Origin of the sequence: Roseovarius sp. PS-C2, from assembly GCF_018862045.1 — a bacterium.
GTDB lineage: Bacteria > Pseudomonadota > Alphaproteobacteria > Rhodobacterales > Rhodobacteraceae > Roseovarius.
This window is the reverse complement of the sequence record NZ_JAHKSQ010000009.1, coordinates 118,594-142,999: the sequence shown is the minus strand read 5'-3', so window position 1 is coordinate 142,999 and position 24,406 is coordinate 118,594. Positions and strand designations below refer to the sequence as shown.

Genomic DNA, 24,406 nt, shown 5'->3' with positions numbered 1-24,406 from the left:
CTCAAAAATCCCATGTCGATCACTCCATATCTCCCCGACCGAATCCGTCAGGGCAACGTGTTCACATGGGTCAATTCTCAGTGGAAATTTGGTGAGCTACCGGGTCACTTCTCAGCGGAAATCAACAGCCAGCCGCCCTTTTTAGTCAACTACATTCAACATAAAATGCCGTTTCGTCTGCAGCATCTGGCACAAGTGGCTGGAGGATGTCGCCTAGGTTGCGGGAAACTATCGGAGATAGCCATGTCAGCCCCCTTGATGCAGATCGATACGGACAGTGAACTTCCACAAAACGCGGATTGCGTCGTGATCGGTGCCGGGATCGTCGGCGTCAGCTCTGCCTACTGGCTGGCGCGCTCGGGCATGAATGTCGTTCTGCTGGAAAAAGGGCGTGTGGGCGCCGAACAATCGAGCCGCAACTGGGGGTGGTGCCGCCAGCAAAACCGCGATGCCCGCGAACTGCCCCTGTCGACCCGCAGCCTGGCCCTTTGGGAGGAAATGACCAGCGATATCGGGGCTGACCTTGGCTTCCGGCGCTGCGGTTTGCTGTACCTGTCCGATGATGCCGCCGAAATCGAAGGTTGGGCCAGTTGGGGGCGTTTCGCGCGGGGCGAGGGTGTGGATACACGTATGCTGAGCAGCGCCGAAGCGACCGAACGGGGTGCGGCCACCGGCAAGACATGGGCCGGGGGGGTCTGGTCGCCGACTGACGGAACGGCGGACCCATCGCGTGCCGCACCGTTGATTGCACAGGGTGCAAGGCGGCATGGCGCCGTCGTTCTTCAGGACTGTGCGGCGCGTGGCATCGAAACGTCGGCTGGCGCGGTATCTGCTGTCATAACCGAACGCGGCGTGATCAGGACGCCCCGTGTCGTTCTGTCTGGCGGGGCATGGGCGGGCAGTTTCCTGCATCAATCCGGCATCTTCTTTCCGCAGGCTTCGGTGCGGAGTTCCATTCTGTCGCTGAAGCCGGGCGCGCAAGGGCTGCCCGATGCGGTTCATACGGCAGCGGCCTCGGTCACGCGCCGGTTCGACGGAGGTTATACCGTCGCCGTGTCCGGGCGCAGCCATCTGGACCCGACGCCGGGCATGTTTCGTGGCGCGAAACACTTTCTGCCGATGTTCGCGAAACGCTGGAAGGCGCTTTCCCCGGGCGGGTTGCAGGCTTGGAACGCGGGTTTCGAGACACGGGCCATCTGGGCGCTGGACCGGGAAACCCCGATGGAGCGGGTGCGTATCCTCGATCCCCGGCCATCCAAGGCGCATGTGGACGAAACATTGCGCCGTGGTCGCAAGCTGCTGCCCGCGCTACGCGATATTCCGATGCAGGCCAGTTGGGCAGGCTATATCGACAGTACGCCGGACGGCGTTCCGGTGATCGACGCGGATATCGGAATTCCGGGTCTGACACTGGCTGCCGGGTTGTCGGGGCACGGGTTCGGGATCGGCCCGGGGGTCGGGCATCTGGTCGCGGATCTCGTGACCGGTCGTACGCCAATCACCGATACGGCGCAGTACAAGCTGAACCGTTTCGAGCAATCGCAGTGGGGCAAGGTCTCGAAGTTCTGAGGCAGGGCGCGAGGGGCCGAATAATCTGCTGTCCAGCCGCCGTCTGAAACGGATGATGCTGTGCGCGTCCGCTCTTCGGCACCTCTTTTCGTCCGGTGTGCAGGAATTTGAACGCACACTTTCACGATGAGGTTCCATATGTCCTTTGCTTGCGATCCTGCCGGTCTCAAACTTCCAGACGCGCATTTCATTGGTGGTGCCTACATCGATGGGCCGAAGGAGATCGAAATCCGGTCTCCATCTACGGGCGAGGTGCTTGGCTCCATTCCCTGTGCCAGTGCCGATGTCGTCGATCTTGCGGTTCGGACAGCGCGTGAGGCGCTTGCACGGTCGGGTTGGGCAACGCTGCGACCGCGCGAGCGGCGCAACCTGCTTTGTGCCTGGGCCGACCTGATGGAAGCCGAGGCGCAAACGCTGGCCGGTCTCGAGGCGATCTGTTCCTCGCGCCCGTTCACGCAGGTCCTGACGGGCGATCTGGCCGTGACCGCCGAACAGATCCGTTTCTTCGCGGAATTCGCGGACAAGGAGGGCGGGGCGCTGGTGCCCGTGTCCGACGATCACTTCGGGTACGTGGCCGAAGAACCCTATGGGGTGATCGGCGCGATCACGCCCTGGAATGTTCCGATTTCCATGGCCGGCTGGAAGCTGGGTCCGGCGCTGGCCGCGGGCAATGCCGTGGTGCTGAAACCATCTGAAATGACCCCCTATTCGACGCTCTACATGGCGGAACTGGCCGTGCGGGCGGGTATTCCCGACGGTATCCTGAACATCGTCCTGGGCGACGGCCAAACCACGGGCGTGGCCATCACCGGACATCCGGGCATCGACAAGGTGTCCTTTACCGGATCGACCCGCGCCGGCAGCGCCATCATGGAAAACATCGCGCGCACGGGCATCAAGCCGATGACTCTGGAACTGGGCGGGAAAAGCCCGATGCTGGTATTTGCCGATGCGGATCTGGATCTGGCCGCCGATTGCCTTGATCGCGGGATCATGGCGAATGCGGGGCAGGGTTGTGTTTCGGGATCGCGCATGATCGTGGCCGAGGAAATCGCCGGGGATCTGGCCGCGAGGCTGACCGAACGCTTTGCCCGTTATCGCCCGGCCCATACGCTTGCCGCGGAAGCCGGGTTTTCGCCGATCATCTCCGAGACACAGCTTGCCCGTATCGACGGCATCGTGCAGGCGGCAGTGGGGCAGGGTGCTGAACTGGTCTGTGGCGGATGCCGGTTTGACCGGGAGGGCAGCTTTTATCAGCCGACCCTGATCACGGGTGTCACCGCAGACAGCCCGGCAGTCCGCGAGGAAATCTTCGGGCCGGTCGCGACCTTCCAGACCTTTGCCACCGAAGAAGAGGCGATGACACTTGCCAATCACCCGACCTATGGGCTTTGCGCGGGGTTGTTCACGCGTGATCTAAGCCGCACGATGCGCCTGACCCGCAGGCTCGAGGCGGGAACCGTCTGGGTTAACAGATACGGGAGGTCGCGCGATCACATCCTGCCGACGACCGGCTGGAAATCCAGCGGTCTCGGCTCGGATCTGGGCCGAGAGGCCTACCGCGCGAACCGTCGCCCCAAATCGGTTCTTATCGACCTGTGAACCGTCCCGACAGCGCCTTTCCAAGGAGAACGACATGACCACCTACAAACTTGCCCTCATTCCCGGTGACGGGATCGGCGTTGACGTGACGGATGCGGCAATGGCCGTCCTGAACGTCGCCGCCCGCCGCTATGGTTTTGCACTGGAGACCGAGAGTTTTCCCTGGTCCTGCGACTATTACCTGAAGACCGGCGCGATGATGCCCGAAGACGGCATCGAAACGCTGCGTGGCTTCGATGCGATCTTTCTGGGTGCCGTGGGCTGGCCGGAAACCGTGCCGGACGCGGTGTCGTTGCATGGGCTGTTGCTGCCGATCCGCAAGGCGTTCGATCAATATGCGAACATCAGGCCGCACCGCCTGTTGCCCGGTGTCGAAGGGCCGCTGAAGGCATCGGCATTCGATATCCTCTGCATCCGCGAAAACACCGAAGGCGAATATTCCGGGGCCGGTGGCCGTGTGCATCAGGGCAAGGACAACGAAGTCGCGGTCGAAACCTCGGTGTTCACCCGGACCGGGGTGGAACGCATCCTGCGGTTCGGCTTCGAGCAGGCCAAGGCGCGACGCGGCCATCTGACGTCGGTGACGAAATCCAATGCTCAGAAATACTCGATGGTATTCTGGGACGAGGTAACGCGCGAACTGGCTGCCGAATATCCTGAAGTGACGGTCAGCCACATGCATATCGACGCTATGGCGGCCAAGATGGTGATGGCGCCGCAGGATCTGGACGTGGTCGTTGCGTCGAACCTGTTTGGTGACATCCTGACGGATCTTGGCGCAGCCATTCAGGGGGGGCTGGGTTTTGCGGCCTCGGCCAATATCTGTCCTGATCGCTCTGTTCCGTCGATGTTCGAGCCGGTGCATGGCTCGGCCCCCGATATCGCGGGGCAGAATATCGCCAACCCGATTGCCGCGATCTGGTCCGGGTCGCAGATGCTTGACCATCTGGGCGAGGGCGAGGCTGCCGCAGCCATTCTGGGTGCTGTCGAAAAGGCGACCTCGAAAGGGATCGGAACGCGCCCCGGACAGAATTCGACCGACGAAATCACCAAAGCCATTTGTACTGCACTGGAGGCGTGAGCATGACAATCCACGATACCCCGACCACCAAACTGCGTGACCTCCTGGCCGATCCGGATCTTTTTCGCGAAGCGGCCCTGATTGATGGTGACTGGCTGACCCGAGCGGACATGCCGGTGCTGAACCCCGCCACTGACAGCCCCATCGGGCACATGCCCGATTGTACTGCCGAGGAAACCACGGCTGCCATCGCCGCGGCAGAGGTTGCCATGATCGGGTGGCGCAAGCGTACCCATGCGGAGCGCGCGGATATCCTCATGCGTTGGTATCAGCTTATGCTGGAGCATGCCGATGATCTGGCGATGATCCTGACCGCCGAACAAGGGAAGCCCCTGGCCGAGGCGAAGGGCGAAATCCTCTATGGTGCGTCCTTTGTGCGCTGGTTCGCGGAAGAGGCCCGGCGGATCAATGGCCATATCATCCCATCGCCGGTGGCGGGCAAAAAGATCTTCGCCATGAAAGAACCCGTCGGCGTCTGTGCCATCATCACGCCCTGGAATTTCCCGAACGCGATGATCACCCGCAAAGTCGCGCCGGGACTGGCCGCAGGTTGCACAATGGTTATCAAGCCTTCCGATTTCACACCCTATTCGGCGCTGGCCCTGGGCGTGTTGGGCGAACGGGCGGGTATTCCCGCGGGTGTCCTGAACATTCTGACCGGACGGCCCGAGGCCATAGGTGCAACGCTGACCGCGTCACCTGTCGTACGTAAACTGTCCTTTACCGGCTCGACACGGGTCGGGGCGCTGCTGGCGGAACAATGCGCTCCCACGCTCAAGAAAATGTCGCTGGAACTGGGGGACAATGCCCCGTTCATCGTTTTCGACGATGCCGATCTGGATGCGGCGGTCGAAGGGGCGATGGCCTCCAAGTTCCGTAACGGTGGACAGACTTGCGTTTGTGCGAACCGCATCCTTGTGCAATCGGGGATTCACGATGCCTTTGTCGCGGCTATTGCCAAACGCGTCGATGCGCTGAAGGTCGGTTCGGGGATGGGTGAAGGCACGCAGATCGGTCCGATGATCAATTCGGCTGCAATTCGCAAGATCGACACCCATGTCGAGGATGCCTTGTCCAAGGGCGCGCAGCGGGCCACAGCCAAGCGTGATCTGGCGGCGCAGTTCGCCGATCCAATGGTGCTGACCGGGGTCACGACACAGATGCAATTGGCGAGCGAGGAAACCTTCGGGCCGGTCGCGCCGATCTTCAGGTTCGAGACCGAAGACGAGGCGCTGGCCATCGCCAACGGAACGCCCTTTGGACTGGCAGCTTATTTCTACACCACGGATATGGCGCGGGCTTTCCGGTTCGGGGAGGCGCTTGAAGTGGGTCTGGTGGGGTTGAACACCGGGGTGGTCAGCCATGCGGAGGCGCCTTTCGGGGGTGTGAAAGCCTCGGGCCTCGGGCGGGAAGGCGCGCAGGAAGGGATCGAAGAGTATCTCGAAACCAAGGCCTTTCATTTTGGTGGTCTGGACGCCTAAGAGGCCACTGAACGGCGTTCGTTCGGGCGCCTGCACAGGTAACAAGACGCCCGGTCCGAAATGGCCGGGCGTTTTCGTGCACCTGCTGGAATGAGGCTGGTTATCCCTGCGAAACCGTGCGGCTGGCGCGCCCGCCCGGTGCGGCCTCGGCAGCAGCGCAGATGGCCTCGAACAGGTGAATTCCGCGGACGCCCTGCTCGGCGGTGATCGGGTAGGGGGCTTCGCCCGTTACGGCATCTGCAAAGGCTTCCAGTTCGGCGCGCTCCATGTCGCTCCAGGCGAAATTCCAGACCTGTTCAGGCTCACCGGGGCGTCCCAATGACACGCTGTGTTCCCCGTTCATCGATGCCCATCCGTCAGAGCCGAAGACCTCGATCCGCCAGAATCGGCCGGGCCCGGCGACGGTTGTCAGGATGGCAAGCGTTCCGTCGCTATTCTCGATCAGTGCAGTGACGGTATCGGCCAAACCTTGCGCCGCGCGGCGCCGGTTCGCGACGGTGACTTCCGCTGGTTTCAGGCCCAGCCCGATCAGCGCATCGACCGTATGGATACCAAGGCCGGTCATGCCTCCGGCGGGGCTTTCGGCGGGATCGACGCGCCAGTTTTCGGCGCTGTAACCCCACTGGCCGGAGGAGAAATTGCCGATGACCTGCCTCAGCTCGCCGATCTCTTCCCGAACAAGCTGGCTCAGCTTGGCGTAGGCGGGCAGGAAGCGGCGGTTGTGGCCGATGGCCAGGGTCACGCCTGCCTGCCGGGCGGCGGCAAAGGCCGCTTTGGCGTCTGTGGCGGTCAGGGTCAGGGGCTTTTCGCAGAATACATGCTTGCCTGCGGCAGCAGCCACTTCGATCTGGGCGCGGTGCTGGCTGTGAGGGGTGGCAAGGACGATGCCCTGAATGTCGTCACGGGCAAGCACGGCATCGAGATCGGGTAGCATTTCGATCCCCTGTCGCGCGGCGAACCCGGCAACCCTTGACGGAGTTCGGGTGGCGCCAGCGACGAAACGGATCTTTTCGCTGCGGCCCTGAACCGAGTTCACAAGCGTCTGCCCCCATTTACCCATGCCCACAATGGCGACGGAAAGCGGTGTGTTGGTCATCTCGTTCCTTCCCGGAGTGATGTTCAAAGCGGTCCGGCCTGCGCCGTCGGGGTGAGGTTGGCGCGCCCCGTGATATGCTGCCGCGCACCATCCTGAAGGATAAGAAGCGGATCACGCAGACAGTCAAGGTCCGCCAGCGGATCGCCATCGACGACCAGAACATCGGCGCGGCGACCGGGGCGCAATTTCCCTATGTCTTCCGCTCCGATCACATCGGCTGCATCGCCGGTCGCCGCCGTGATCGCGTCCAGCGTGGCGTAGCCGCCCTTGTTCATGATTTCCAATTCGAGCATCAGCGCATCGAAAGGCGTAAACCGCCAGCCAGCATCGGTGCCCGCGACAAAGCGCACCCCGGCGCGTGTCATCCGGTCAAGATAGTCAAGTGTCTCTTCGGCGCGGCGGCACCATTTGTCTACCATTGCCTGTTCGACCGGTGTCAGCCGTTCCTTGCTGCGGTAATGGAAAACCGAGGCGACATAGACCACCAGCGTGGTCGTCACCGGGATGCCTGCGCGGGCGATCTGGTCGACCACAGCTGGATCGTATTCTTGCCGCCCGCTGGCATCTACCAGGAAATTCGCATGTTCGATCTGGTCGGCCCCGGCGGCAACCGCGTTTGAGATCGACTCGCCACACAGGCAATGCACGGTCACGCGGCGTTCGTTGCGATGCGCCTCATCGACGATGGCGTTCATTTCGTCACGGGTGAACGACGGCTTCCAAGAGCGGGTGCCGACGGTGCCGCCGCCAGATCCCATGACCTTGATGAAATCGGCGCCATCGCGGCAAAGCTCGCGCACCTTCCGGCGCGACCCTTCGATCCCGTCAGCGGTGCCACCCATCTGCCAGCAATGGCCCCCGGTGATGGTGATCGGCGCACCACAGGCAATGACCCTTGCCCCCTTTCCATAGCCAAGTTCAAGCGCGCGGCGCGCTGCAAAACTGGTGGTTCCGAAAGCTCCCAGATCGCGGACCGTCGTGATCCCCGCCCCAAGCGCCTGTGCGGCACTGCCCATTGCAGTGGCGGTCATGACTTCGGTGCCTTCGCGCATCGCTTCTTCCAGCGTGGGTCCGGTGCCCGGAAGGTTGAGATGCACATGCGTATCGATCAGGCCGGGCAGGATGGTCGCGCCCGGGTACTCAAGCAACTCACCGGCTTCAGAATCGGGCAGGCCAGCGCTTCCGTCATGCACCGCAAGAATGCGTCCCCCTTCCAGTTCCAGAATGGGATTGCAAAGCGGCGCGGCCCCGGTTCCATCGATCAATTGGTCAGCGGTGATGAATGTTTTCATGGTGTCAGGTCTTGTCTCCTGGGGTTTTCCGGCTGTCGGGCTGTTCGGCGCTATGTGACCACTTCGCAGGACAAAGGCCCAAGACCATTTGGATCAAAGGCAATAAGCGAAGGTTATGGGCGCACAATTGTTGGAACTGTCCAAGCCGTGTCAGACAACAAGGACAATGGTCTGTATCGGCAGCCGGATTAACCGATGTTCGCCGCCAGCACCTGACATGTTATTCGGCATCTGGCGTGTTCTAGGGCTGAACCTGCGCGGTTTCCTCATCGTTCAGGAGGTCCTTGATCGACTTCAGGAATGGCCGGAAAAACCGTGTCACTGGTCGCGCGCTGTTTGTCGAAATCGAGATGTCCATGAGCACCGTGGGCGAGAAGGGGCGCGCCACGAGGCCCTCGAAATTTCCCCATTTCACCAGCCCGTCCACCAGCGCGACGCCTAGCCCACCAGAAACCAGCGGGATGGCCCCAAGCGACGAGGAAAGCTGAATCGAAACATCCCTTTTCACGCCGGACTGCTCAAAAACATTGTCCAGCTCCGGGCCGATATCGGCGGTGGTCGAGCCGTAGGAAATGAGTGGACGATCCGCCAGATCATGCGGTGTGATCTCGGTCTTGTCCGCCAAGGGATCGTCGTGGCGCATCACGGCCATCATCGGGACCGGCGCCAAAATCTCGCTTCGTACGGTCGGGGCCTGAATCGTCGAAAGGGTGAGAGCAAAGTCGATCTCGCCAATCAGAAGCTGTTCTTCGACGTCCGCCTTGGGCAGGGTGTGGAGATGAACCTTGACCTGCGGATGTTCGGCGCGGAACTTCAGCAGCGCACCTGCCAGAAGAGAATAGGTCACGGGTGCGCTTGCCCCGATCCGCAGCAGACCAACCTTGCGCTCTGCGATGGTGCGGGCAAGGTTCTTGAGCGCCTCGATCTCGCGAAAGACCCTGTCGGCATCGTCATACAGCAGATGCGCTTCCATGGTTGGAACCAGACGGCCGCTGATCCGTTCAAACAGTTGATAGCCCAACTGGCTTTCAAAGTGGTGCAACACCTTGCTGACCGCTGGTTGGGACACTGCCAGTGAATTCGCGGCGGCAGTGACCGATCCGTCGCGCATGATGGCGCGGAAGATTTCAAGTTGGCGTGCATTCATTGGGCGGTCGCTCTGACGGCTTGATATTGAAATCTATTCCATAACCAAAGGTTGTTGGCAACTGGTACGGATGATTCTATCCACGAAGTAAGAGACACACAAATCCGACGCTTGAAAACCTGCCCGGCAGGCGCTGATCTGATTACCCTGCGGTCTCTTCGCCGTTCTCGCGCAAGAGCCCCATCGGCATGGGCCGTACGGGGGCCTGGGGCCGCAGTCCAGGCTGCTGTTCAAGAGGGAGTCCGCCATTTTCGGCAAGAATCCGGGCCGCTGCGGCGCCGCAATAGCGCCCCTGACAACGCCCCATACCCACACGTGACAGAGACTTGGCCCGGTTCGGCTCGATTGCGCGGGCTTTGGTGATTGTGGCGCGGTAGTCCCCGGCAGTGATGGCTTCGCACCGGCAAAGAAGGGCGTCATCGGGCAGGTCGGTGCAGATGTCATCGGGGTAGGGGAAGGCGGTGGCGATGCCCAGTGCGAAGCGGCGCATCCGTTGCATCCGGCGAAGCAGGGGCGCAACAGGGAAGGGCGCGGACCTTTTCATATCCTCAAGGCAGGCGGCAGCGGCCAGACGCCCGGCGGTTTCCGCCCCGTCCGCGCCCAGAATGCGGGTGCTGTCCCCGGCAAGATAGACATGGGGGCGGCTCGAACGTCCCATGTCGTCGATGTCGGGGGCGCTTTGTCGGCCAACCGGGTCCCAGCCAAAGGCACAGTCGGCCAGTTGTGCCAGTTGCGTTTCCGAACGCAGATGCCAGCCCATGCCGACACCGTCGCAGTCCAGGTTTCTGGCCTTGCCCTTGACTGTCCAGCGCAGTCCGGTGACGTGCTTTCCGTTGCCTTCGATGTGGATATCCCGGACGCCGGTCACGTAGGGAATGCCATGGCGTCGCAGGCTTGCGCGCAACTTCAGCCCACGTAGCAGCAACCCCGGACGTGCGGCCATCAGGGGGGCTGCACGCATCAGGTCTGCAAATGACGACGTGTCGAGTACAGCCGCGACCTCGGCGCCAGCGGCGGCATATTGTGCGGCGACAAGCGTCAGCAATGGCCCGCTTCCGACAAAGGCGACGCGGTGCCCGATGGCGCACCCCTGCGCCTTGAGCGCGATCTGCGCCCCGCCAAGCGTATGTACGCCGGGTTGGGTCCAGCCGGGTATCGGGGCGATGCGGTCGGTCGCGCCGGTGGCAAGGATCAGGTCGTCGAAAGGCAGGTCATACAGACGCTCGCCATCGTGCAGGTGCAAAAGGTTGTCGGTGATGCCAAAGACATCGGTCCTCGGACGGTAGTCGATGCTTGAGACAAGTGCGTCAAATGTCGCGTGCAGGGCGCGGGCCTTGGGCGCATCGCCGCCATAAAGCTGTTCCGCCGGGCGGTCGAGCCCTTCAGCCGGACGCCGGTAGATCTGACCGCCCGATTTGAATTCGCGGTCGATGACGATGGGCCGCAGGCCAGCCTGTACCAGCGTTTCTGCGGCACGGATGCCGGCGGGTCCGGCTCCTACGATAATTATGCGCCGGGCCATTGTGTCTCGCTCGGAAGTGCAGTGATAATGTTCATTCCGTCCTCGACGGGGGTTTCGCAGGCGCGCAGCCGGCGCCCGTCTTTCAGTGTGACCCAGCAATCCTGACAAGCGCCCATCAGACAAAAGCCAGCGCGGGGTCCGTCGCCGAATTCGCTGGTGCGCGCGGGGGCCGCGTTGATCCGCAGTGCAGTCAGTACGCTGTCGCCGGCCAGTGCCTGAACCGGCTTCCCGTCGATGGAAAACCGGATGGTCCGGCGATTGCCGGGAACCAGACGACGAAATCCTGTTGGAGCGCTCATGCCGATGCCCTGTTGCTGCGATTGCTGGAAACCTGACATGCTATCCTTGTGAGAGGCCAAGTCAAACTGTGGGTATATCCATAAGCCTTGGCTATGGACTGGCAAATGGTTCCGGCGACCCGGCAAGAATGCGCTTGTCTTCCCGTGCGCGTCTACAGCCAAGGCTTATGGCTTACATAACAAGCGATATTGGACGAGGGCGTGCCGCCATGAAAGTTTTGTCGTGATTTGCAGGAGGCGTCGATGGACATCATTATTGTTGGGGGCGGACTGATGGGCACGTCGGCGGCGTTTTTCCTGAGCCGCCGGGGCTATCGTGTGACTTTGTTGGAGCGCCGTTTCGTCGGTCAGGGAGCCACGGTCGCAAGTTTCGGAAACATCCGCCGGCAAGGCCGGTATCTTCCACAGTTACCACTGGCACATCGCTCGCGGGCTCTTTGGGGGGAGATACGGCAACTGCTGGGCGAAGATGTCGAGTTTCGCGCGACGGGCCACCTGCGACTGATCCACGATCAGGGCGGGTTTGAGGACATGCAGGCCTTTGCCAAGGCGGCGCTTCCCTGGGGGCTTGAGCTGGAGGTGCTTGAGCCAGCCGACATCCGCCGCCGTTTTCCGGGGCTTGGGCCAGAAGCGATAGGCGCCTCTTTTTCGCCAGAGGACGGTTCGGCCAATCCGCGACTGATATCACCAGCCTTTGCGCGTGCCGCAGCCGCTGCGGGCGCGCAGATCGTCGAAGAGGCGGAAGTTCAGAATATCCTGCGCGGGTCCGATGGCTTTGCGGTCGAAACGACAAAGGGGCGGTTCGAGGCGGGTCAGTTGCTGATTGCCGCCGGGGCGTGGGGCGCGCGTATGTCGGCGGAGTTCGGAGAACCTGTGCCGATACGCCTGAACGGGCCGCAGATGGCGGTGACAGAACCGCTGCCGCACCGGGTGCATCCTGTTGTCGGGGTGTGGGAGCGCAATCCGGGTGCCGGGGTTTATTTCCGTCAGGTGGAGCGCGGCAATATCGTGTTCGGGGGCGGGCGTCGGGTTGACGTGCCCTGGGAGACCGGTTTTGCGAAAGCCGACCCACGGGCGCTTGCGGTGCAACTGCCCCATCTTGTCCGGCTGTGCCCGGCATTGGCCAATGTGCAGATCATCCGGACGTGGTCGGGGCCGGAAGGGTATCTGGAAGACATGCTGCCGGTGATGGGCCCAAGCGGCAAGGTGCCGGGACTCTATTATGCATTCGGCTTCTGTGGCCACGGGTTCCAGTTGGGGCCGGGTGTCGGGGACGTGATGGCCGAACTGATCGCGACGGGCGACAGCACGACACCAATCGGTGACTTCTCGGTCTCTCGTTTTCAGGAGCAAGCGGCGCAGTAACGGACGTAAACGGGAAAGGCTATCCGAGGTAGAGGGCGTTGGCCCGTTCTACGTGGTTGCGGGCCTCACCTGTGGCCGCCCCATTCCCAAATGGCAAGTCGGCAAGGTCCATAAGCCAAGGTTATGCACCTGCTCTTTCTGTGTCTTGGACCTTGCCCGTGCCTTCGTGCGATTTTTCCCACAACAGACAGGAAAGGACAGGCGATGGACGGTGCAATCACCCCCGACGCGAATGCGAAACAGCACGCCGATTGGAAAATCGGCGTCGATATTGGCGGAACCTTCATGGACTTTTGCGCGCTCGAGGCCAATTCGGGCCGGGTGGCGTCGCTCAAGGTGCTGACGACACCGGACGATCCTGGGGCCGAACTGATGACGGGGCTGACCCTGCTGGCCGAACGCGAGGGGCTGGAGCCCGAGGCGGTCAACCGTTTCGTGCATGGGACTACGGTCGGGATCAATACCATCATTCAGCGCAAGGGGGCCTCTCTTGCCCTGTTCACCAATGCGGGTTTCGAAGATGTCGTCGAAATGGCCCGCCTGCGGATGCCGGAAATGTATTCGCTGTTCTGTGCGCGCCCCGATCCTCTGATCACGCGCGATATGATCTATGGCATTCCGGCGCGCTTGCGTTCGGATGGAACCGAAACGCGGGCCCCCGACATGGCCGCCGTCGCGGCGGCGGTCGAGACCGCCAAGGCGAAAGGCGCCGAGGGGATCATCATCTCTTTCCTTCATGCCTGGCGCGATGCGCGGCAAGAGGCTGCCGTAAAGGCCGAGATCGCAAGGCTTGCACCTGAACTGTTCACCTTCACCTCGGCCGAGGTCTGGCCGGTAATCCGCGAATACGAGCGTAGCTCGACCACCATCATGAACGGGTATGTGCATCCTCGGGTGGCCGGTTACCTGACGGCCCTCGAATCCCGGCTGGCCAATCACAAGGTTCCCGCCCGGCCCATGCTGACCAAATCGAATGGCGGGTTGATGAATGCCGCCGAAGGCAAGCGGTCTTGCGTGAACATGCTTTTGTCGGGCACCGCTTCGGGTGTGATCGGTGCGGCATGGCTGGCGCGTCAGGCAGGTGAACAGAAGATCCTGACCCTGGATATTGGCGGCACATCGGCGGATTTTGCGCTTATCATCGACGGTGAGGCGCAATTCGGAACCGGCGAACTGATCGGGGAATTCCCGCTTTATATTCCGTCGGTTTCTGTCAGTTCGATCGGCATAGGTGGCGGATCGACCGCCAGCGTCGATGCACAGGGCGTTTTGCGGGTGGGCCCGGAATCGGCGGGTTCGACCCCTGGTCCTGCCTGCTATGGCCGGGGTGGTGCGGACGCGACGGTTACTGACGCGATGGCCGTCTGTGGCTGGTTGGGCCACAGTCAGATGGCCTATGGCCAATTGCAAATGGAGGTCGATCTCGCCCGCGCGGCTATCTCGAAACTTGCGACCAGGCTGGGCCGGTCCACCGAGGAAACCGCGCAGGCCATTCTGGATGTTGCCATTTCCGAGATGTTTGTCGAGGTCGAAAAACTTTCTTCCCGCGCGGGTGTGGATCTGCGTGACTTCACGCTGATGCCCTTTGGTGGTGGCGGCCCGATGCTGGGTGCTTTCCTGGCCAAGGAACTGGGCATGGCGCGAGTCGTGGCGCCGCGCCGTCCGGGCGTAGTTTCCGCTTTGGGTGGGCTTGTGGCTGACTTGCGAGGCGATTTCATCCGGACGGTCTTTGAGCCGCTGGAACCGGCGACCCTTCCGGCGCTTGGTGCGGCCTATGACGATCTGGCAAGGGAGGGCCGCGACTGGCTGGTCTCGCAGGGGCATGATGGACCCGCAGAACTGCGCGTTACCGCGGATATGCGCTATGCCGGGCAGAGCTATGAAATCGAAGTGGCGCTGAACGTCGCCTGGCTGGCCGAAAAGAACCTGACGGCGATTGCCCAGGCGTTCCACGACACCCATGACCGCATCTATGATTTCCACGATCCCGAGGGTCTGGTGGAGGTCGTCAACCTGCGGCTTGCGGCCATCGGTGCGGGTCCCGCGCTGAAATTCCCAGAGGCGACCGAAGTCGCGGGAGCCGCGACACCGCTTCGCGAGGTCGGGGTCTTTACCGGCGGCAGGCTTCGCGACATCGGTCTCTATCAGCGTCGGGATCTTGCCCCCGGCGGGACCTTCGAAGGGCCCGCCGTCGTCGCGCAGGAAGATACGACCTTTGCCATCCCGGCAGGGACACAGGCCAGTGTCGATCGTCATCTCAATCTTCACCTCACTTTCGCGGAGTAAACCCGATGTTTGACCGGATGAACCTTCAGGTTCTGGCGAACCATGCGCGTGGCGCGGCCGAGAACATGGCCCACACACTGCACCGAACCGCACACTCGGCCTTTGTGAAGGAAACCGAGGATTTCACCGTCATGTTGTTGAACAGCAAGGGGGAAACCTTTGCGGTGCCCATGGATCTTGGCGCGACATGGTATCCCGGACTGACCTTTGGCCGGGCCATCGACATGATCGAGGATTCCAAGCCCGGCGATGTCGGCTTTACCAACGATGCCTATTCCTCGTATGTGGCGACGCACACTCCCGACACGGTTCTGTGGCGTCCGGTTTTCTACGATGGCGAGATCATCGCCTGGACCGGCGGGCACATTCACAACACCGATATGGGCGGTGCGGTCCCGGCCTCGCTCAGCCGCGCGTTGACGGAAATCCATCAGGAGGGGCTGCGCTTCCCGCCGATGAAACTGGTCAACGAAGGTGTGTTCGATGAGCAGCTCATGCGCATCATGTCGACCAACGTGCGGAAGCCCGACCTGAACGTCGGGGACCTCAAGGCACTGGTCGGTGCGCTGATCACCGGTGAACGTAAGATTCTGGCCATGGTCGAGAAATTCGGCAAGGAGGCCTTTCTTGAAGGGGTCGAGGCGCTGCTTGACCACTCCGAAGCGCAGGCCCGTGACGTGCTGGCCTCGATCCCGGATGGCGCTTGGGACTTTTCCGACTATGCGGACGAGGATTCGACCGAGGCAAACCCCGTGCGGCTCAGGCTGAAGCTGACCGTAAAGGGGGATGAAGCGATACTCGATTTTACCGGATCGGACCCTCAACTGGCGTCGTCGCTGAATGTGCCCACAGGGGGCGATCCGCGTCATTCCGTTCTTTTGGTTGGAATCTATTACATCCTCTACACGCTCAATCCCAAACTTCTTCTGAATGTCGGGATGACGCGCCCATTCACCTGCATCACGCCAGAAGGCAGCGTGCTGAACCCCGTGCATCCGGCGGCGGTCGGGATGCGGTCGCTGACTTGCGCACGCTTGCGCTCGGTCATTTTCGGCGCCTTCAGTCAGGCCGTCCCCGAGCGTTTGCCAGCGGCTCCGGCAGGGAACAACTGTATTGTCAATGTCATGACCACCGATGAACGGACGAAACGTACGGTCATCGCGGCGGTGAACCCCGTTGTCGGCGGCGGGGGTGGGATGCCGCATCGCGACGGTACCAACGGGTCCGGTGCGGATGCCGCCTATCTCAAGAATACGCCGATCGAAATCACCGAAACGGAAACTCCGGTCGAGTTTGTCAGATACGGTCTGGCGCAGGACAGCGGCGGGGCCGGTCGCTGGCGTGGCGGGCTGGCGACAGAGATGGCCTTCCGTGTCTTTGCGCCCGACAGCCGGATCACGGCGCGCAACCGGGACCGGAGTTTCTTTCGGCCCTGGGGTGTTCTGGGCGGCAAGGCCGCCGGGCTTTCGGACATGGTGGTGAATCCGGGTACGGATGACGAACGTCACCTGGGCAATATCGACACCGCCGTATTGCAGCCTGGCGATGTTCTTGAAATCCGTTCGGCGGGTGGCGGTGGCCGGGGTCATCCCTATGACCGCGAACCCTGGCGCGTGTTGCAGGATGTCGAACGGCAGTATGTTTCCGCAGACGCCGCTGAGCGGGAATATGGCGTCGTTCTGCGCGATGGCCAGATTGACGAAGCCGCAACCGAGGCCCGAAGGGCGGACAGGGCCACGGTTGACGGCCATTTCGATTATGGCCCCGAGCGGACGGGCTATGAGGCGCAATGGTCGCTTGAGGCCTATGACCAGTTGCATTGCATCCTCAACAGCTTGCCCATTCACTGGCGGTTCTTCATCAAGACCGAAATCTTCCGCCGGATGGATGGCCGTTCGGGTGCAGCGGGCGTGCAAGAAGCCTTTGACGCGGTCTGCACGCGCTTCCCCGAAGTTCCTCGACCGGACAAAGCGCTCAAGGCGGCAGAATAGGAACTGCCCCCGAGGTCAGGACGAAGGCGCGGCGTCTTTCGCCGCGCCTCTTTGTTGTGTGGGTGGCGTGGTGAACTGCGCGGTCAGGTCTTGGCTTGGGTGGCGTGGTTTTGTCGTTCCTGTGCGCCGCGTAGCAACAGGTTCATGATATCCGATCGTGTGATGATCCTGGCAAGGCGCGCACCATCCATGACGGGAACGGTTTCGACGCCCTGATTGGCCTTCTTCGCGATCACAGGGTGTAAGCGTAGGATTTAACACTCCCCGGCATAAGACCCCCCACAAGCAAACGCTGGCGCAGAAGAGATCAGCTTCGCCCATCGCGGTTGCAGAACACATTTCGCTCATTTGTGGCGCGATTCATAAAGGTTTGTTCTCAAGGGGATATCTGTGTCCATAAACATAAAGGAATAACGGTCGGGCATGTGAAAATGACGGGCTGGATTCGCTCAGACGAAGAATAGCAGTTGTTTTTATATAGGAATCCTATATAAATATTCCGAGAGAGGAACAATGCAATCAAAAGCGCATCAGATTGTTACGGGATTGCAGCGGCTTACTCTGTTCTGGCGGGCCAGCCAGTGGGAAGTGGCCAAGGAGCTTGGCCTCAATCCGACCCAATGCGAAATCCTGACGCGGGTGGCCGTGCGGCCGGAACGCGTGGCCGATCTGGCTCTCGTGCTTGGCATTTCCCAGGCCAGCCTGAGCGATAGTGTTGCATCACTGGACCGCAAGGGGATGGTGCGGCGGCGGCCCGACCCGAAGGACGGCCGCGCCCGGCAGATCGTGGTGACCGAAGCGGGGCGAGTATTGGCGGCGCGAATGCCCGAGGCGCCCGAGGCCTTGCAAGATGCCCTCGTCGGGCTGGGCGACGCTGACGCCGCCGGGCTGCTTCGCTCGCTGACGCTGATCATCCGGTCCCTGCAAGAGGCGCGCGCGATCCCGATGCAGCGCATGTGCCTGACCTGTCGCTATTTCAGTCCGCATGTCCACGACGATGCCGCGCGCCCGCATCATTGCGCTTTTGTCGATGCCGCGTTTGGCGATGCTGCGCTGCGGTTGGATTGCGCGGATTACGAAACCGCCACCGAGGAGGCGGCGGCCCGAGCCTGGGCCGCGCTAGCCGAGGTGGGGTGAGATGGGGCGCCCGGAATGCCGCTGCAACGGCCCGGACGCCCCGAATGCAACCCCTCTGTCACGAAAGGAAGCAATCAGATGATGACACAAAGACCACACTTTTACCATGCGACCGGCGCGGCGCTGACGCTACTCTTGGGCGCTCCGGTGGGCGCGCATGAACTAACGGCCGAGCTGGGCAATGCCGAACGGGCGGCCTTTGACGTCGTTGCCGCCGATATCGCCACCGATGGGCGTCATGCGATCTTCACAATGTCAGTCGCTGGCACGCCCGGCGAAGACCGACCGGAGGCCGCCGGTGCGTTGGCCGGTGCACCGGTCTTTTCCTATGTCTGGCCAACGACGCTGGACCCCTCGGTGGTGGGGTTCGACGCCGGCGTCGGCATCCTCGCCTTCGCGGTCACCATCCATCCGGATTTCGACGACACGCCGCTCTTCGACGAGAGCGGTTCGGGCAGTACCGGTGACGATGGCGGAACCTGGCACAGCCATTGGGTGGTGCTGGGACCGGACGAGGCTTGCGGGCCGGGTGCGCTCAAAGTGATCGACATCCCCGAGGGGGCGACACCGGCGCTGCCGCTGACCTGGCCGGGACTGCCGATACTGATCGACAGTCCCGGCTGGTCGCCGACCTTCGACGGGCCGCGCCTGAGCGTGACCGTGCCTTTCGCCGATATCGGCGCGGTGGCAGAGGCGCGGTTCGACGGGGTGACGGCGGCACTGCGAGTCAACGCCAATGTCCACGCGCCGTTGCTCTGCGTAACCGATGTGTTCGACGTGGCCTCGGGCGATCTGAGCCTTCCCGGTCGGGTCGGGCAGTAGACAACAGGGCGCAGCGGCTCATCCGCTGCGCCCGCTGAAAGGGGTCGAAGATAAGGATATTCCCTTCTTCACCGCCGATTGGCTGAACATCGACAGCCCCCTTGCCCCCGCGGATTTCCACGACCGGGTTCTGCCCATAGAGGTTTTTCGGATGCTGCGCGCCGGCCCGATGACGGGCTGGTGACGGTGATGCAGAACCTCACCGATTTGGCCAACTGAGCCGCGCCGCCACTCTGCGAGCGTGGCGGCGCGGCTTTGCTTGAAAATGTGTCGACTTGAAAAGTTTCCTTCCGACTTGAAGTGGCCGAAAACTGAAGGGTGCAAGATGGCCAACTATTGCAAACTTCACACGCGTCGAAAGCGGGTCATGGCGCGTGCGCGTCGTCGGAATGATTGATGCGAATTCTCGGCAGTTCGACCTGGAATGCCTGGCCCCGATTTTTGCCGGGCCTTGCGAAACTGACCTGCCTGTGACAATCATTTCACCGGTTGACCGCATGCGGCACCCGATTGGCAGAGGTGAAGATTTCCATGACGCGTGACGCAGATCCGGCGGTGGACGACTCTCCCGAAAAGATCGCCGCGCTGCGCGCGAAGCCGCTTGACGATGGCGAGCGCCTGATTGTCACGATGGCGAGGCCGTCCCAGCCAAAAGGTATCGAGACCCTGATCGAAGGCGTCACCCGGCTGAAGGAGACCTGTTTCCGGCCGGCCGGTCGGGCGGCATGACGCTCAGCCGCTGCACCCGGCCCGTTGCCCGCATCACTCCGCCACAGGCGCCGGGGGACCGATGAGCCGTCCGTTCTCAGTCAATGTTGCCTGGATCGCGGCGTCGAGCCTTGTCGAGAACGTGACGAGTATACTGATCTTCTTTCTCGTCGCGCGGATCGTTGGGACCGAGGCCTTCGGCATCGCCGCGATGGCTTTCGCGTTTCTCTTTGTGGGCGAGTTCCTGGTCCGCGACACCGTGACCGAAGCCATCATCGAGCGCCAGACCCTTGAGGAAGGCCGCCTGGAAGCCACCTTCGCGGTGCTGTTTGGCGTGGCGCTCTTGGTGGTGCTGACACTTTGCTTGCTCGCGCCGTTGATCGCCCGGCTTTACGGCGAGCCCGATGTCGCGCCGCTTCTGATGGCGGGCAGCCCGGCGATCCTGTTCATCGGAGCCAGCGGTGTCTCGACGGCGCTCCTGCGCCGCGGGCAGGAGTTCCGCACGCTTGCCATACGGGATGCGCTGGCCGTCGTCGTGGGGGGGCTGGTCTGCCTCGCCCTGGCGCTCGGCGGATTCGGAGCCTGGAGCCTTATCGCGCAGCGCGCCGTGCAGGTCGGCACCAGCGCGACCCTGTCCATCGTCGCCGCGGGCTGGGTTCCCAGACGGGTTCCCACGAAGTCCGAGTTCGCTCTTGTCCGTGGGCTCGGGCCGAGTGTAGTCCTGTTGCGCACGACGTCACTCATCATCACCCAGACACCTACAGTTGCCCTTGGTTATTTCGCCAACCCGGTGGCGGTCGGCCTCTATGCCCTGGCCTTCCGGCTGATAGAGATCGTCTCACGGCTGGCGGTGTTTCCCCTGCGCGGTGTCGCCCAGTCAGCCCTTGCCGACCTGCGCCGGCGGACTGGCGTGACGGCGCATTTCTTCCTCGATGTCACGCAGATCACGGCCCTTCTCAGCTTTACCGCCTTTGCCGGGCTGGCCGTCATCGCCAAGCCTGCCGTGCTGCTGGTGATCGGGCCCGACTGGATCGGGGCAGCCGAGATCCTGCCCTATCTCTGCTTCGCCGGGGCCGTCAATTCGCTGGTCGCCATCCAGGAGGCCTACGTGCTCTCAATCGATTATCTCCGGCGATTTCTGTATGCCGGCATGATCGAGGCGGCGATCGGCATCCCGTTGATCGCCGTAGCCGCCACCTACGGGCTGACCGCCGCGGCCGCCGCGGTACTCGCACGGTCGCTGATCGCGTTCTATTTCCGCACCCGCGTGGCCCGGGCGGCCGAGGTGATTTCCTGGTCGCGCTATATGTCGAACCTCGCGACGCCTTTCGTCGTCGCGGTGGGGATGGCGCTGGCCGTCGGACTCTGGGGCGAAGTTGTCGACGGGCACGCCGGGGATCTCGTCGTTGTCGCGACGTCGATCTTGCTTGGTACGGTCTGCGCCGTGGGGCTGGTCGTGGTCGTCATGCCGGACACCGCGACGCGGGTGCTGAACCTTGTCCGCCGACGCGAGTGAGCGGGGCGGTGGCCGGTTATTGATGCTGCAGACGCTCGTCCGCGATGAGCTTTCGATAGGCGGTTTCGAACTGCTTCCGTATGTAATCCGGGTCGAACCGGTCTTCGCGGCTGCGCGCCAGCGCAGCGTCGGCCATGGCGGCGCGGCGCTCCTCGTCGCCGAGCACTCTGGCCACGGCGTCGCAGATCGCCGGGATGTCACCGACCGGCACCACCGCGCCGACTGCGTCGTCGATCAATTCCACCACCCCGGAGCAGGCCGTGGCCACCGCCGGCGTTCCGGCCTGGAAGGCCTCGGCGATGGTGAAGGGCAGCGCCTCCCATCGTGAGGTTAGAAGGAACAGATCGGCGGCGCGCAGGTAGAGATGCACCCGCTCGGTCCGGCCCACGAAATTCAAGTGGCTAAGCACGCCCTTTTCCTTGGCTAGTGCCTTGTACTGACCGCCAAGCGGCCCGGTGCCAACCAGGATGAAACGATAGCCGGGATGGGTTTCCTTCAGCCGGGCGACGCAGTCGATCAGGATCTCGATGCCCTTCTGGTGGGCCAGCCGCGCTACGGTGACGATCAGGCGTTCGCCGTCGCCGAGCAATTTAGCGCGTAGTGCTGCGATCTCTTCGGGGGAGTCCTCGGGCGCCGGATCGAGCCCCAGTCCGATCACCTGGAGCCGCTCACGCGGCACGCCGCCGGTAGTGGCCAGATCCTCGGCAGAGCGGTGGCTTGGCGTGATCACCAGATCGCATTTGCGCGCGGTTCTGGAAAATGTGAGAACCCGTTCGGGCTCGGCCCCGTGATAGGTGACGGCCACCGGCACCCGGCGGCCGATCCGGGCGAGCATCGCCACCAGCGCGGGCGCCGATTCATGGGCGTGGATCAGGTCGACGGGGTGCCGCTTCAGCCAGCGCCGCAGCCGGTGCACCGACACCGCGAGGTGCACGATCCGCTTGTGCAGCGCGCCACCTTCGCTTGCCACGTAGCGGATCGGCAGTTCCAGGAAAGACGGGTCGCTATCGGGGCCGCACCAGGTGCCGGAATTGCCCGCCAGCGTGATCTCGTGGCCCTGGTCGCGCAACGCGCGTGTCAGGCCGATCATGTGGCGTGGAATGCCGCCCAGATTGAATTGCGTTCCGATCTGGAGAATGGACAGTCGTGCCTCGTCATCCACCGCCGGATCTGCGTCACGCGTCATGGAAATTTTCACCTTTGCAAATTGGATGCCGCAAGCGGTCAACCGGTTAAATGATTGTCACAGGCAGGTCGGTTTCGCAAGGCCCGGCAAAAATCGGGGCTAGGCATTCCGAGTCGAATTGCCGAGAATACACATGCACTTGGCTGCTGGAGCGCGGGCATTGTCGCGGCTCAGGCCCGAAGGGTAACGAGGGAGGCAATCGCAGTGTCGAGGAATTCCAGGCGGGGGACCGCTGCATGAGCCGGCCGGAGGGCGATATCGTCATCGGCTCGGGGCCGGCGGGTTACGCCGCCGCGCGGGCCCTGCTGGACCGGGGCCGTGCGGTGACCATCGTGGATGCCGGCGGGAAGCTTGAACCCGAAAACGACGCGCTGCGACGTGCGCTCGCGGCGACCGAACCGCAGGACTGGCCGGTGGATGTGCTCAATGATTTCCGCGCACGCCAACGCGCGATCACGGACGGCATAGGCCGGTTCGGCTCGCGCTTCGCGCTGCGCTCTCGCGATGCGGTTGTGCATCCGCCCGAACCGGGCGTCGTACTCCAGTCTTCACATGCGTTGGGGGGGCTCAGCAATGTCTGGGGCTCGGCGGTTCTGCCTTGGTCGCCGGACGATCTTATGGAATGGCCGGTCCCGGCGGCGGAGCTTCGTCCCCATTATCGCGCGGTCGCCGAGTTGATGCCGATCGCGGGATGTGCCGCATCCTATGATGACGTTCTCGACGCCGGCGACCTGCCGCTCGCCAAGCCGCTGCCTACTACCCGCCAGGGCCGCCGCCTCGTGGAGCAGCTGGCGGCAGTCGGGCGACATCACGGCGACGGAGAATACTGGGCGGGACCGGCACGCCAGGCCGTAGGAAACGAATGCCGCGCGTGCGGCCTTTGCCTCTATGGCTGTCCTTACGGTCAAATCTTCACTACGCGCCATCCGGTGCAGAACCTTCTGCAGGCGGGGCGGATCGCCTACGAGAAGGCCGAGGTCGTCAGCATCCGGGAAATCGACGGAGGGGTGGTCCTGCATCTGGCCGACGGACGCCCGCCCATCTCCGGCGCGCGGGTTTTCGTGGCCGCGGGAGTTCTCGAAACCGCGCGCTTGATGTTCGAAAGCGACGCCGAGAGCGCCCGGCGGGGTGCGATCCTGAAGGACAGCCGGCATTTCTTCACACCGTTCCTGCAGCGCTGGCCGGCGGGGAAGACCGGTGCCGGCCCGCATCACACGCTTGCCCTTGCCTTCGTCGAGTTCCGCGATCCATCGGTTTCGCCTCGGCTGGTTCACAACCAGCTTTACGGGTGGAACGACCTCTATCAGCAGGAGATGGCGCACAAATACGGCCACGGGATCTCGGCGCTGAATCCCATCTTCGGGGCGGTCTCGCAGCGCCTGATCGTAGCGCAGACCTTCCTGCATTCCGATCATTGCGCACGGATCGCGCTCAGGCCCGCCCCGGGCGATGTCGCGCGGCGGCTCTCGGCCGAGGTGCTCCCAGCCCCCGGCTATGACAGGGTCGCCGGGCTTGCCCGCAAACGTCTGATGGCCTGGCTTCGGCGTGCGGGGCTCTACGGTATCGGTATGGCCGGACATGTGGGACAGCCGGGATCGAGTTTCCACACCGGCGGCACGTTCCCTATGGCGCGTGCTCCCGGAGCCGGCGAGACCGACACGCTTGGCCGTCCAGGCGGGGCCGGGCACATTCATATCGTGGACGCTTCGGTGGTTCCGGCGGTCCCCGCAAGCACCATCACCTTCTCGGTTATGGCGAACGCGCACCGGATCGCAAGTAACGTCTAGGGCCGCCAGATCACAGCCGGTTTCCTGGGCGGCACTCCGCGGTGCATTGAACAGCGTCGATAGATAAACGCGTTCTTTCGGCCTATTCTTCCGGTGTCAAACCCACGGCCTCGATCCCGGCGACGGCGGCGATCACGTCATTGTCGGAGGTGTCTCCGGTGACGCCCACGGCGCCCATGATGTTGCCGCGCTTGTCGCGCACGAGAACCCCGCCCGGCACCGGCACGACCTGCCCGCCGTAGACGCCGTTCACGGCGGCCATGAAATAAGCCTGCTGTTCGGCGCGGGCCATCTGGGCACGGCCCGCCATGCCCAGCATGATCGCACCGTAAGCCTTACCCTGAGCGATGCCGAAGCGGCCCGGAGCGGCACCATCCTCGCGTTCAAAGGCCTTCACATGGCCGCCGGTGTCCAGCACCACGACGGAAAGCGGCTTGAAACCCTCTTCGCGGCCTTTGGCCAGGGCCTTGCGGATGATCGAGCGGGCGCGATTGAGCGAGAGTTCTGCCATTATATGCT

Annotated in this window: 20 protein-coding genes; 12 read left to right on the top strand and 8 right to left on the bottom strand. The window is 62.9% G+C overall.

All coding sequences use genetic code 11. The features are described from left to right. The first annotated feature begins 243 nt into the window (after nt 1-243). The 4 genes from KPG71_RS16435 to KPG71_RS16420 all read left to right on the top strand — a co-directional run bounded on the left by KPG71_RS16435 (nt 244) and on the right by KPG71_RS16420 (nt 5,733). On the top strand, nt 244-1,569 hold the full coding sequence (locus KPG71_RS16435) for an FAD-binding oxidoreductase (RefSeq protein WP_216339311.1): 1,326 nt from the start codon (nt 244-246) through the stop codon (nt 1,567-1,569). A 126-nt stretch (nt 1,570-1,695) separates the two neighbouring features. Continuing rightward, nucleotides 1,696-3,171 carry an aldehyde dehydrogenase gene (locus KPG71_RS16430; RefSeq protein ID WP_253196317.1) on the top strand — a complete coding sequence of 492 codons (1,476 nt, stop codon included), beginning with the start codon at nt 1,696-1,698 and terminating at the stop codon, nt 3,169-3,171. A gap of 34 nt (nt 3,172-3,205) precedes the next feature. Then, on the top strand, nt 3,206-4,252 hold the full coding sequence (locus KPG71_RS16425) for a tartrate dehydrogenase (RefSeq protein ID WP_216339309.1): 1,047 nt from the start codon (nt 3,206-3,208) through the stop codon (nt 4,250-4,252). A 2-nt stretch (nt 4,253-4,254) separates the two neighbouring features. Then, nucleotides 4,255-5,733 (top strand): NAD-dependent succinate-semialdehyde dehydrogenase, encoded by a 1,479-nt coding sequence (locus KPG71_RS16420; RefSeq protein WP_216339308.1) that lies wholly within the window; start codon nt 4,255-4,257, stop codon nt 5,731-5,733. A gap of 100 nt (nt 5,734-5,833) precedes the next feature. Here KPG71_RS16420 and KPG71_RS16415 read toward each other — a convergent pair whose 3' ends face one another. The 5 genes from KPG71_RS16415 to KPG71_RS16395 form a co-directional block, all read right to left on the bottom strand. Beyond that, nucleotides 5,834-6,829, bottom strand: a complete 996-nt coding sequence (locus KPG71_RS16415) for a Gfo/Idh/MocA family protein (protein ID WP_216339306.1) — start codon at nt 6,827-6,829, stop codon at nt 5,834-5,836. A gap of 23 nt (nt 6,830-6,852) precedes the next feature. Further along, on the bottom strand, nt 6,853-8,121 hold the full coding sequence (locus tag KPG71_RS16410) for an amidohydrolase family protein (protein ID WP_216339304.1): 1,269 nt from the start codon (nt 8,119-8,121) through the stop codon (nt 6,853-6,855). 241 nt (nt 8,122-8,362) lie between these two features. Further along, on the bottom strand, nt 8,363-9,268 hold the full coding sequence (locus tag KPG71_RS16405) for a LysR family transcriptional regulator (RefSeq protein ID WP_216339302.1): 906 nt from the start codon (nt 9,266-9,268) through the stop codon (nt 8,363-8,365). Nucleotides 9,269-9,410: 142 nt separating this feature from the next. After that, nucleotides 9,411-10,790, bottom strand: coding sequence for an NAD(P)/FAD-dependent oxidoreductase (locus KPG71_RS16400; protein WP_216339300.1), 1,380 nt, complete (start codon nt 10,788-10,790; stop codon nt 9,411-9,413). Beyond that, nucleotides 10,775-11,089 carry a (2Fe-2S)-binding protein gene (locus tag KPG71_RS16395; protein WP_216339298.1) on the bottom strand — a complete coding sequence of 105 codons (315 nt, stop codon included), beginning with the start codon at nt 11,087-11,089 and terminating at the stop codon, nt 10,775-10,777. The genes KPG71_RS16400 and KPG71_RS16395 overlap by 16 nt, the downstream gene beginning before the upstream one ends. Before the next feature lie 243 nt (nt 11,090-11,332). Here KPG71_RS16395 and KPG71_RS16390 point away from each other — a divergent pair, with 243 nt between their 5' ends. The 3 genes from KPG71_RS16390 to KPG71_RS16380 all read left to right on the top strand — a co-directional run bounded on the left by KPG71_RS16390 (nt 11,333) and on the right by KPG71_RS16380 (nt 16,731). After that, entirely contained in the window at nt 11,333-12,454 is a 1,122-nt protein-coding gene (locus tag KPG71_RS16390) for an FAD-binding oxidoreductase (protein ID WP_216339296.1), read from the top strand. 204 nt (nt 12,455-12,658) lie between these two features. Further along, nucleotides 12,659-14,740 carry a hydantoinase/oxoprolinase family protein gene (locus KPG71_RS16385; RefSeq protein WP_216339295.1) on the top strand — a complete coding sequence of 694 codons (2,082 nt, stop codon included), beginning with the start codon at nt 12,659-12,661 and terminating at the stop codon, nt 14,738-14,740. A 5-nt stretch (nt 14,741-14,745) separates the two neighbouring features. Then, nucleotides 14,746-16,731 carry a hydantoinase B/oxoprolinase family protein gene (locus KPG71_RS16380; RefSeq protein ID WP_216339292.1) on the top strand — a complete coding sequence of 662 codons (1,986 nt, stop codon included), beginning with the start codon at nt 14,746-14,748 and terminating at the stop codon, nt 16,729-16,731. 83 nt (nt 16,732-16,814) lie between these two features. Here the strand turns inward: KPG71_RS16380 and KPG71_RS16375 are convergent, their stop codons facing one another. Next, nucleotides 16,815-16,967, bottom strand: a complete 153-nt coding sequence (locus tag KPG71_RS16375; RefSeq protein WP_216339290.1) for a hypothetical protein — start codon at nt 16,965-16,967, stop codon at nt 16,815-16,817. 310 nt (nt 16,968-17,277) lie between these two features. Here KPG71_RS16375 and KPG71_RS16370 point away from each other — a divergent pair, with 310 nt between their 5' ends. The 4 genes from KPG71_RS16370 to KPG71_RS16355 all read left to right on the top strand — a co-directional run bounded on the left by KPG71_RS16370 (nt 17,278) and on the right by KPG71_RS16355 (nt 20,914). After that, nucleotides 17,278-17,868 carry a MarR family winged helix-turn-helix transcriptional regulator gene (locus KPG71_RS16370; RefSeq protein ID WP_216339288.1) on the top strand — a complete coding sequence of 197 codons (591 nt, stop codon included), beginning with the start codon at nt 17,278-17,280 and terminating at the stop codon, nt 17,866-17,868. 78 nt (nt 17,869-17,946) lie between these two features. After that, complete coding sequence (locus KPG71_RS16365; RefSeq protein WP_216339286.1) at nt 17,947-18,690, top strand: hypothetical protein; 744 nt, start codon at nt 17,947-17,949, stop codon at nt 18,688-18,690. 531 nt (nt 18,691-19,221) lie between these two features. Then, nucleotides 19,222-19,419, top strand: coding sequence for a hypothetical protein (locus KPG71_RS16360; RefSeq protein ID WP_216339283.1), 198 nt, complete (start codon nt 19,222-19,224; stop codon nt 19,417-19,419). A gap of 61 nt (nt 19,420-19,480) precedes the next feature. Then, on the top strand, nt 19,481-20,914 hold the full coding sequence (locus tag KPG71_RS16355) for an oligosaccharide flippase family protein (RefSeq protein WP_216339281.1): 1,434 nt from the start codon (nt 19,481-19,483) through the stop codon (nt 20,912-20,914). 16 nt (nt 20,915-20,930) lie between these two features. Here KPG71_RS16355 and KPG71_RS16350 read toward each other — a convergent pair whose 3' ends face one another. Beyond that, nucleotides 20,931-22,100 (bottom strand): glycosyltransferase family 4 protein, encoded by a 1,170-nt coding sequence (locus tag KPG71_RS16350; protein WP_216339279.1) that lies wholly within the window; start codon nt 22,098-22,100, stop codon nt 20,931-20,933. A 236-nt stretch (nt 22,101-22,336) separates the two neighbouring features. Here KPG71_RS16350 and KPG71_RS16345 point away from each other — a divergent pair, with 236 nt between their 5' ends. Beyond that, nucleotides 22,337-23,887, top strand: coding sequence for a GMC oxidoreductase (locus KPG71_RS16345; protein WP_216339277.1), 1,551 nt, complete (start codon nt 22,337-22,339; stop codon nt 23,885-23,887). Nucleotides 23,888-23,969: 82 nt separating this feature from the next. Here KPG71_RS16345 and KPG71_RS16340 read toward each other — a convergent pair whose 3' ends face one another. After that, complete coding sequence (locus tag KPG71_RS16340; RefSeq protein WP_216339275.1) at nt 23,970-24,398, bottom strand: heme-binding protein; 429 nt, start codon at nt 24,396-24,398, stop codon at nt 23,970-23,972. Nucleotides 24,399-24,406: the final 8 nt, after the last annotated feature.

Bases quoted from the DNA above. Each gene is read 5' to 3' on its own strand.
- KPG71_RS16425 (WP_216339309.1), top strand. From the start codon at position 3,206: ATGACCACCTACAAACTTGCCCTCATTCCCGGTGACGGGATCGGCGTT.
- KPG71_RS16355 (WP_216339281.1), top strand. From the start codon at position 19,481: ATGAGCCGTCCGTTCTCAGTCAATGTTGCCTGGATCGCGGCGTCGAGC.
- KPG71_RS16380 (WP_216339292.1), top strand. From the start codon at position 14,746: ATGTTTGACCGGATGAACCTTCAGGTTCTGGCGAACCATGCGCGTGGC.
- KPG71_RS16430 (WP_253196317.1), top strand. From the start codon at position 1,696: ATGAGGTTCCATATGTCCTTTGCTTGCGATCCTGCCGGTCTCAAACTT.
- KPG71_RS16405 (WP_216339302.1), bottom strand. From the start codon at position 9,268: ATGAATGCACGCCAACTTGAAATCTTCCGCGCCATCATGCGCGACGGA.
- KPG71_RS16435 (WP_216339311.1), top strand. From the start codon at position 244: ATGTCAGCCCCCTTGATGCAGATCGATACGGACAGTGAACTTCCACAA.
- KPG71_RS16385 (WP_216339295.1), top strand. From the start codon at position 12,659: ATGGACGGTGCAATCACCCCCGACGCGAATGCGAAACAGCACGCCGAT.
- KPG71_RS16345 (WP_216339277.1), top strand. From the start codon at position 22,337: ATGAGCCGGCCGGAGGGCGATATCGTCATCGGCTCGGGGCCGGCGGGT.
- KPG71_RS16415 (WP_216339306.1), bottom strand. From the start codon at position 6,829: ATGACCAACACACCGCTTTCCGTCGCCATTGTGGGCATGGGTAAATGG.
- KPG71_RS16390 (WP_216339296.1), top strand. From the start codon at position 11,333: ATGGACATCATTATTGTTGGGGGCGGACTGATGGGCACGTCGGCGGCG.
- KPG71_RS16410 (WP_216339304.1), bottom strand. From the start codon at position 8,121: ATGAAAACATTCATCACCGCTGACCAATTGATCGATGGAACCGGGGCC.
- KPG71_RS16420 (WP_216339308.1), top strand. From the start codon at position 4,255: ATGACAATCCACGATACCCCGACCACCAAACTGCGTGACCTCCTGGCC.
- KPG71_RS16350 (WP_216339279.1), bottom strand. From the start codon at position 22,100: ATGACGCGTGACGCAGATCCGGCGGTGGATGACGAGGCACGACTGTCC.
- KPG71_RS16400 (WP_216339300.1), bottom strand. From the start codon at position 10,790: ATGGCCCGGCGCATAATTATCGTAGGAGCCGGACCCGCCGGCATCCGT.
- KPG71_RS16395 (WP_216339298.1), bottom strand. From the start codon at position 11,089: ATGAGCGCTCCAACAGGATTTCGTCGTCTGGTTCCCGGCAATCGCCGG.
- KPG71_RS16365 (WP_216339286.1), top strand. From the start codon at position 17,947: ATGATGACACAAAGACCACACTTTTACCATGCGACCGGCGCGGCGCTG.
- KPG71_RS16340 (WP_216339275.1), bottom strand. From the start codon at position 24,398: ATGGCAGAACTCTCGCTCAATCGCGCCCGCTCGATCATCCGCAAGGCC.
- KPG71_RS16360 (WP_216339283.1), top strand. From the start codon at position 19,222: ATGACGCGTGACGCAGATCCGGCGGTGGACGACTCTCCCGAAAAGATC.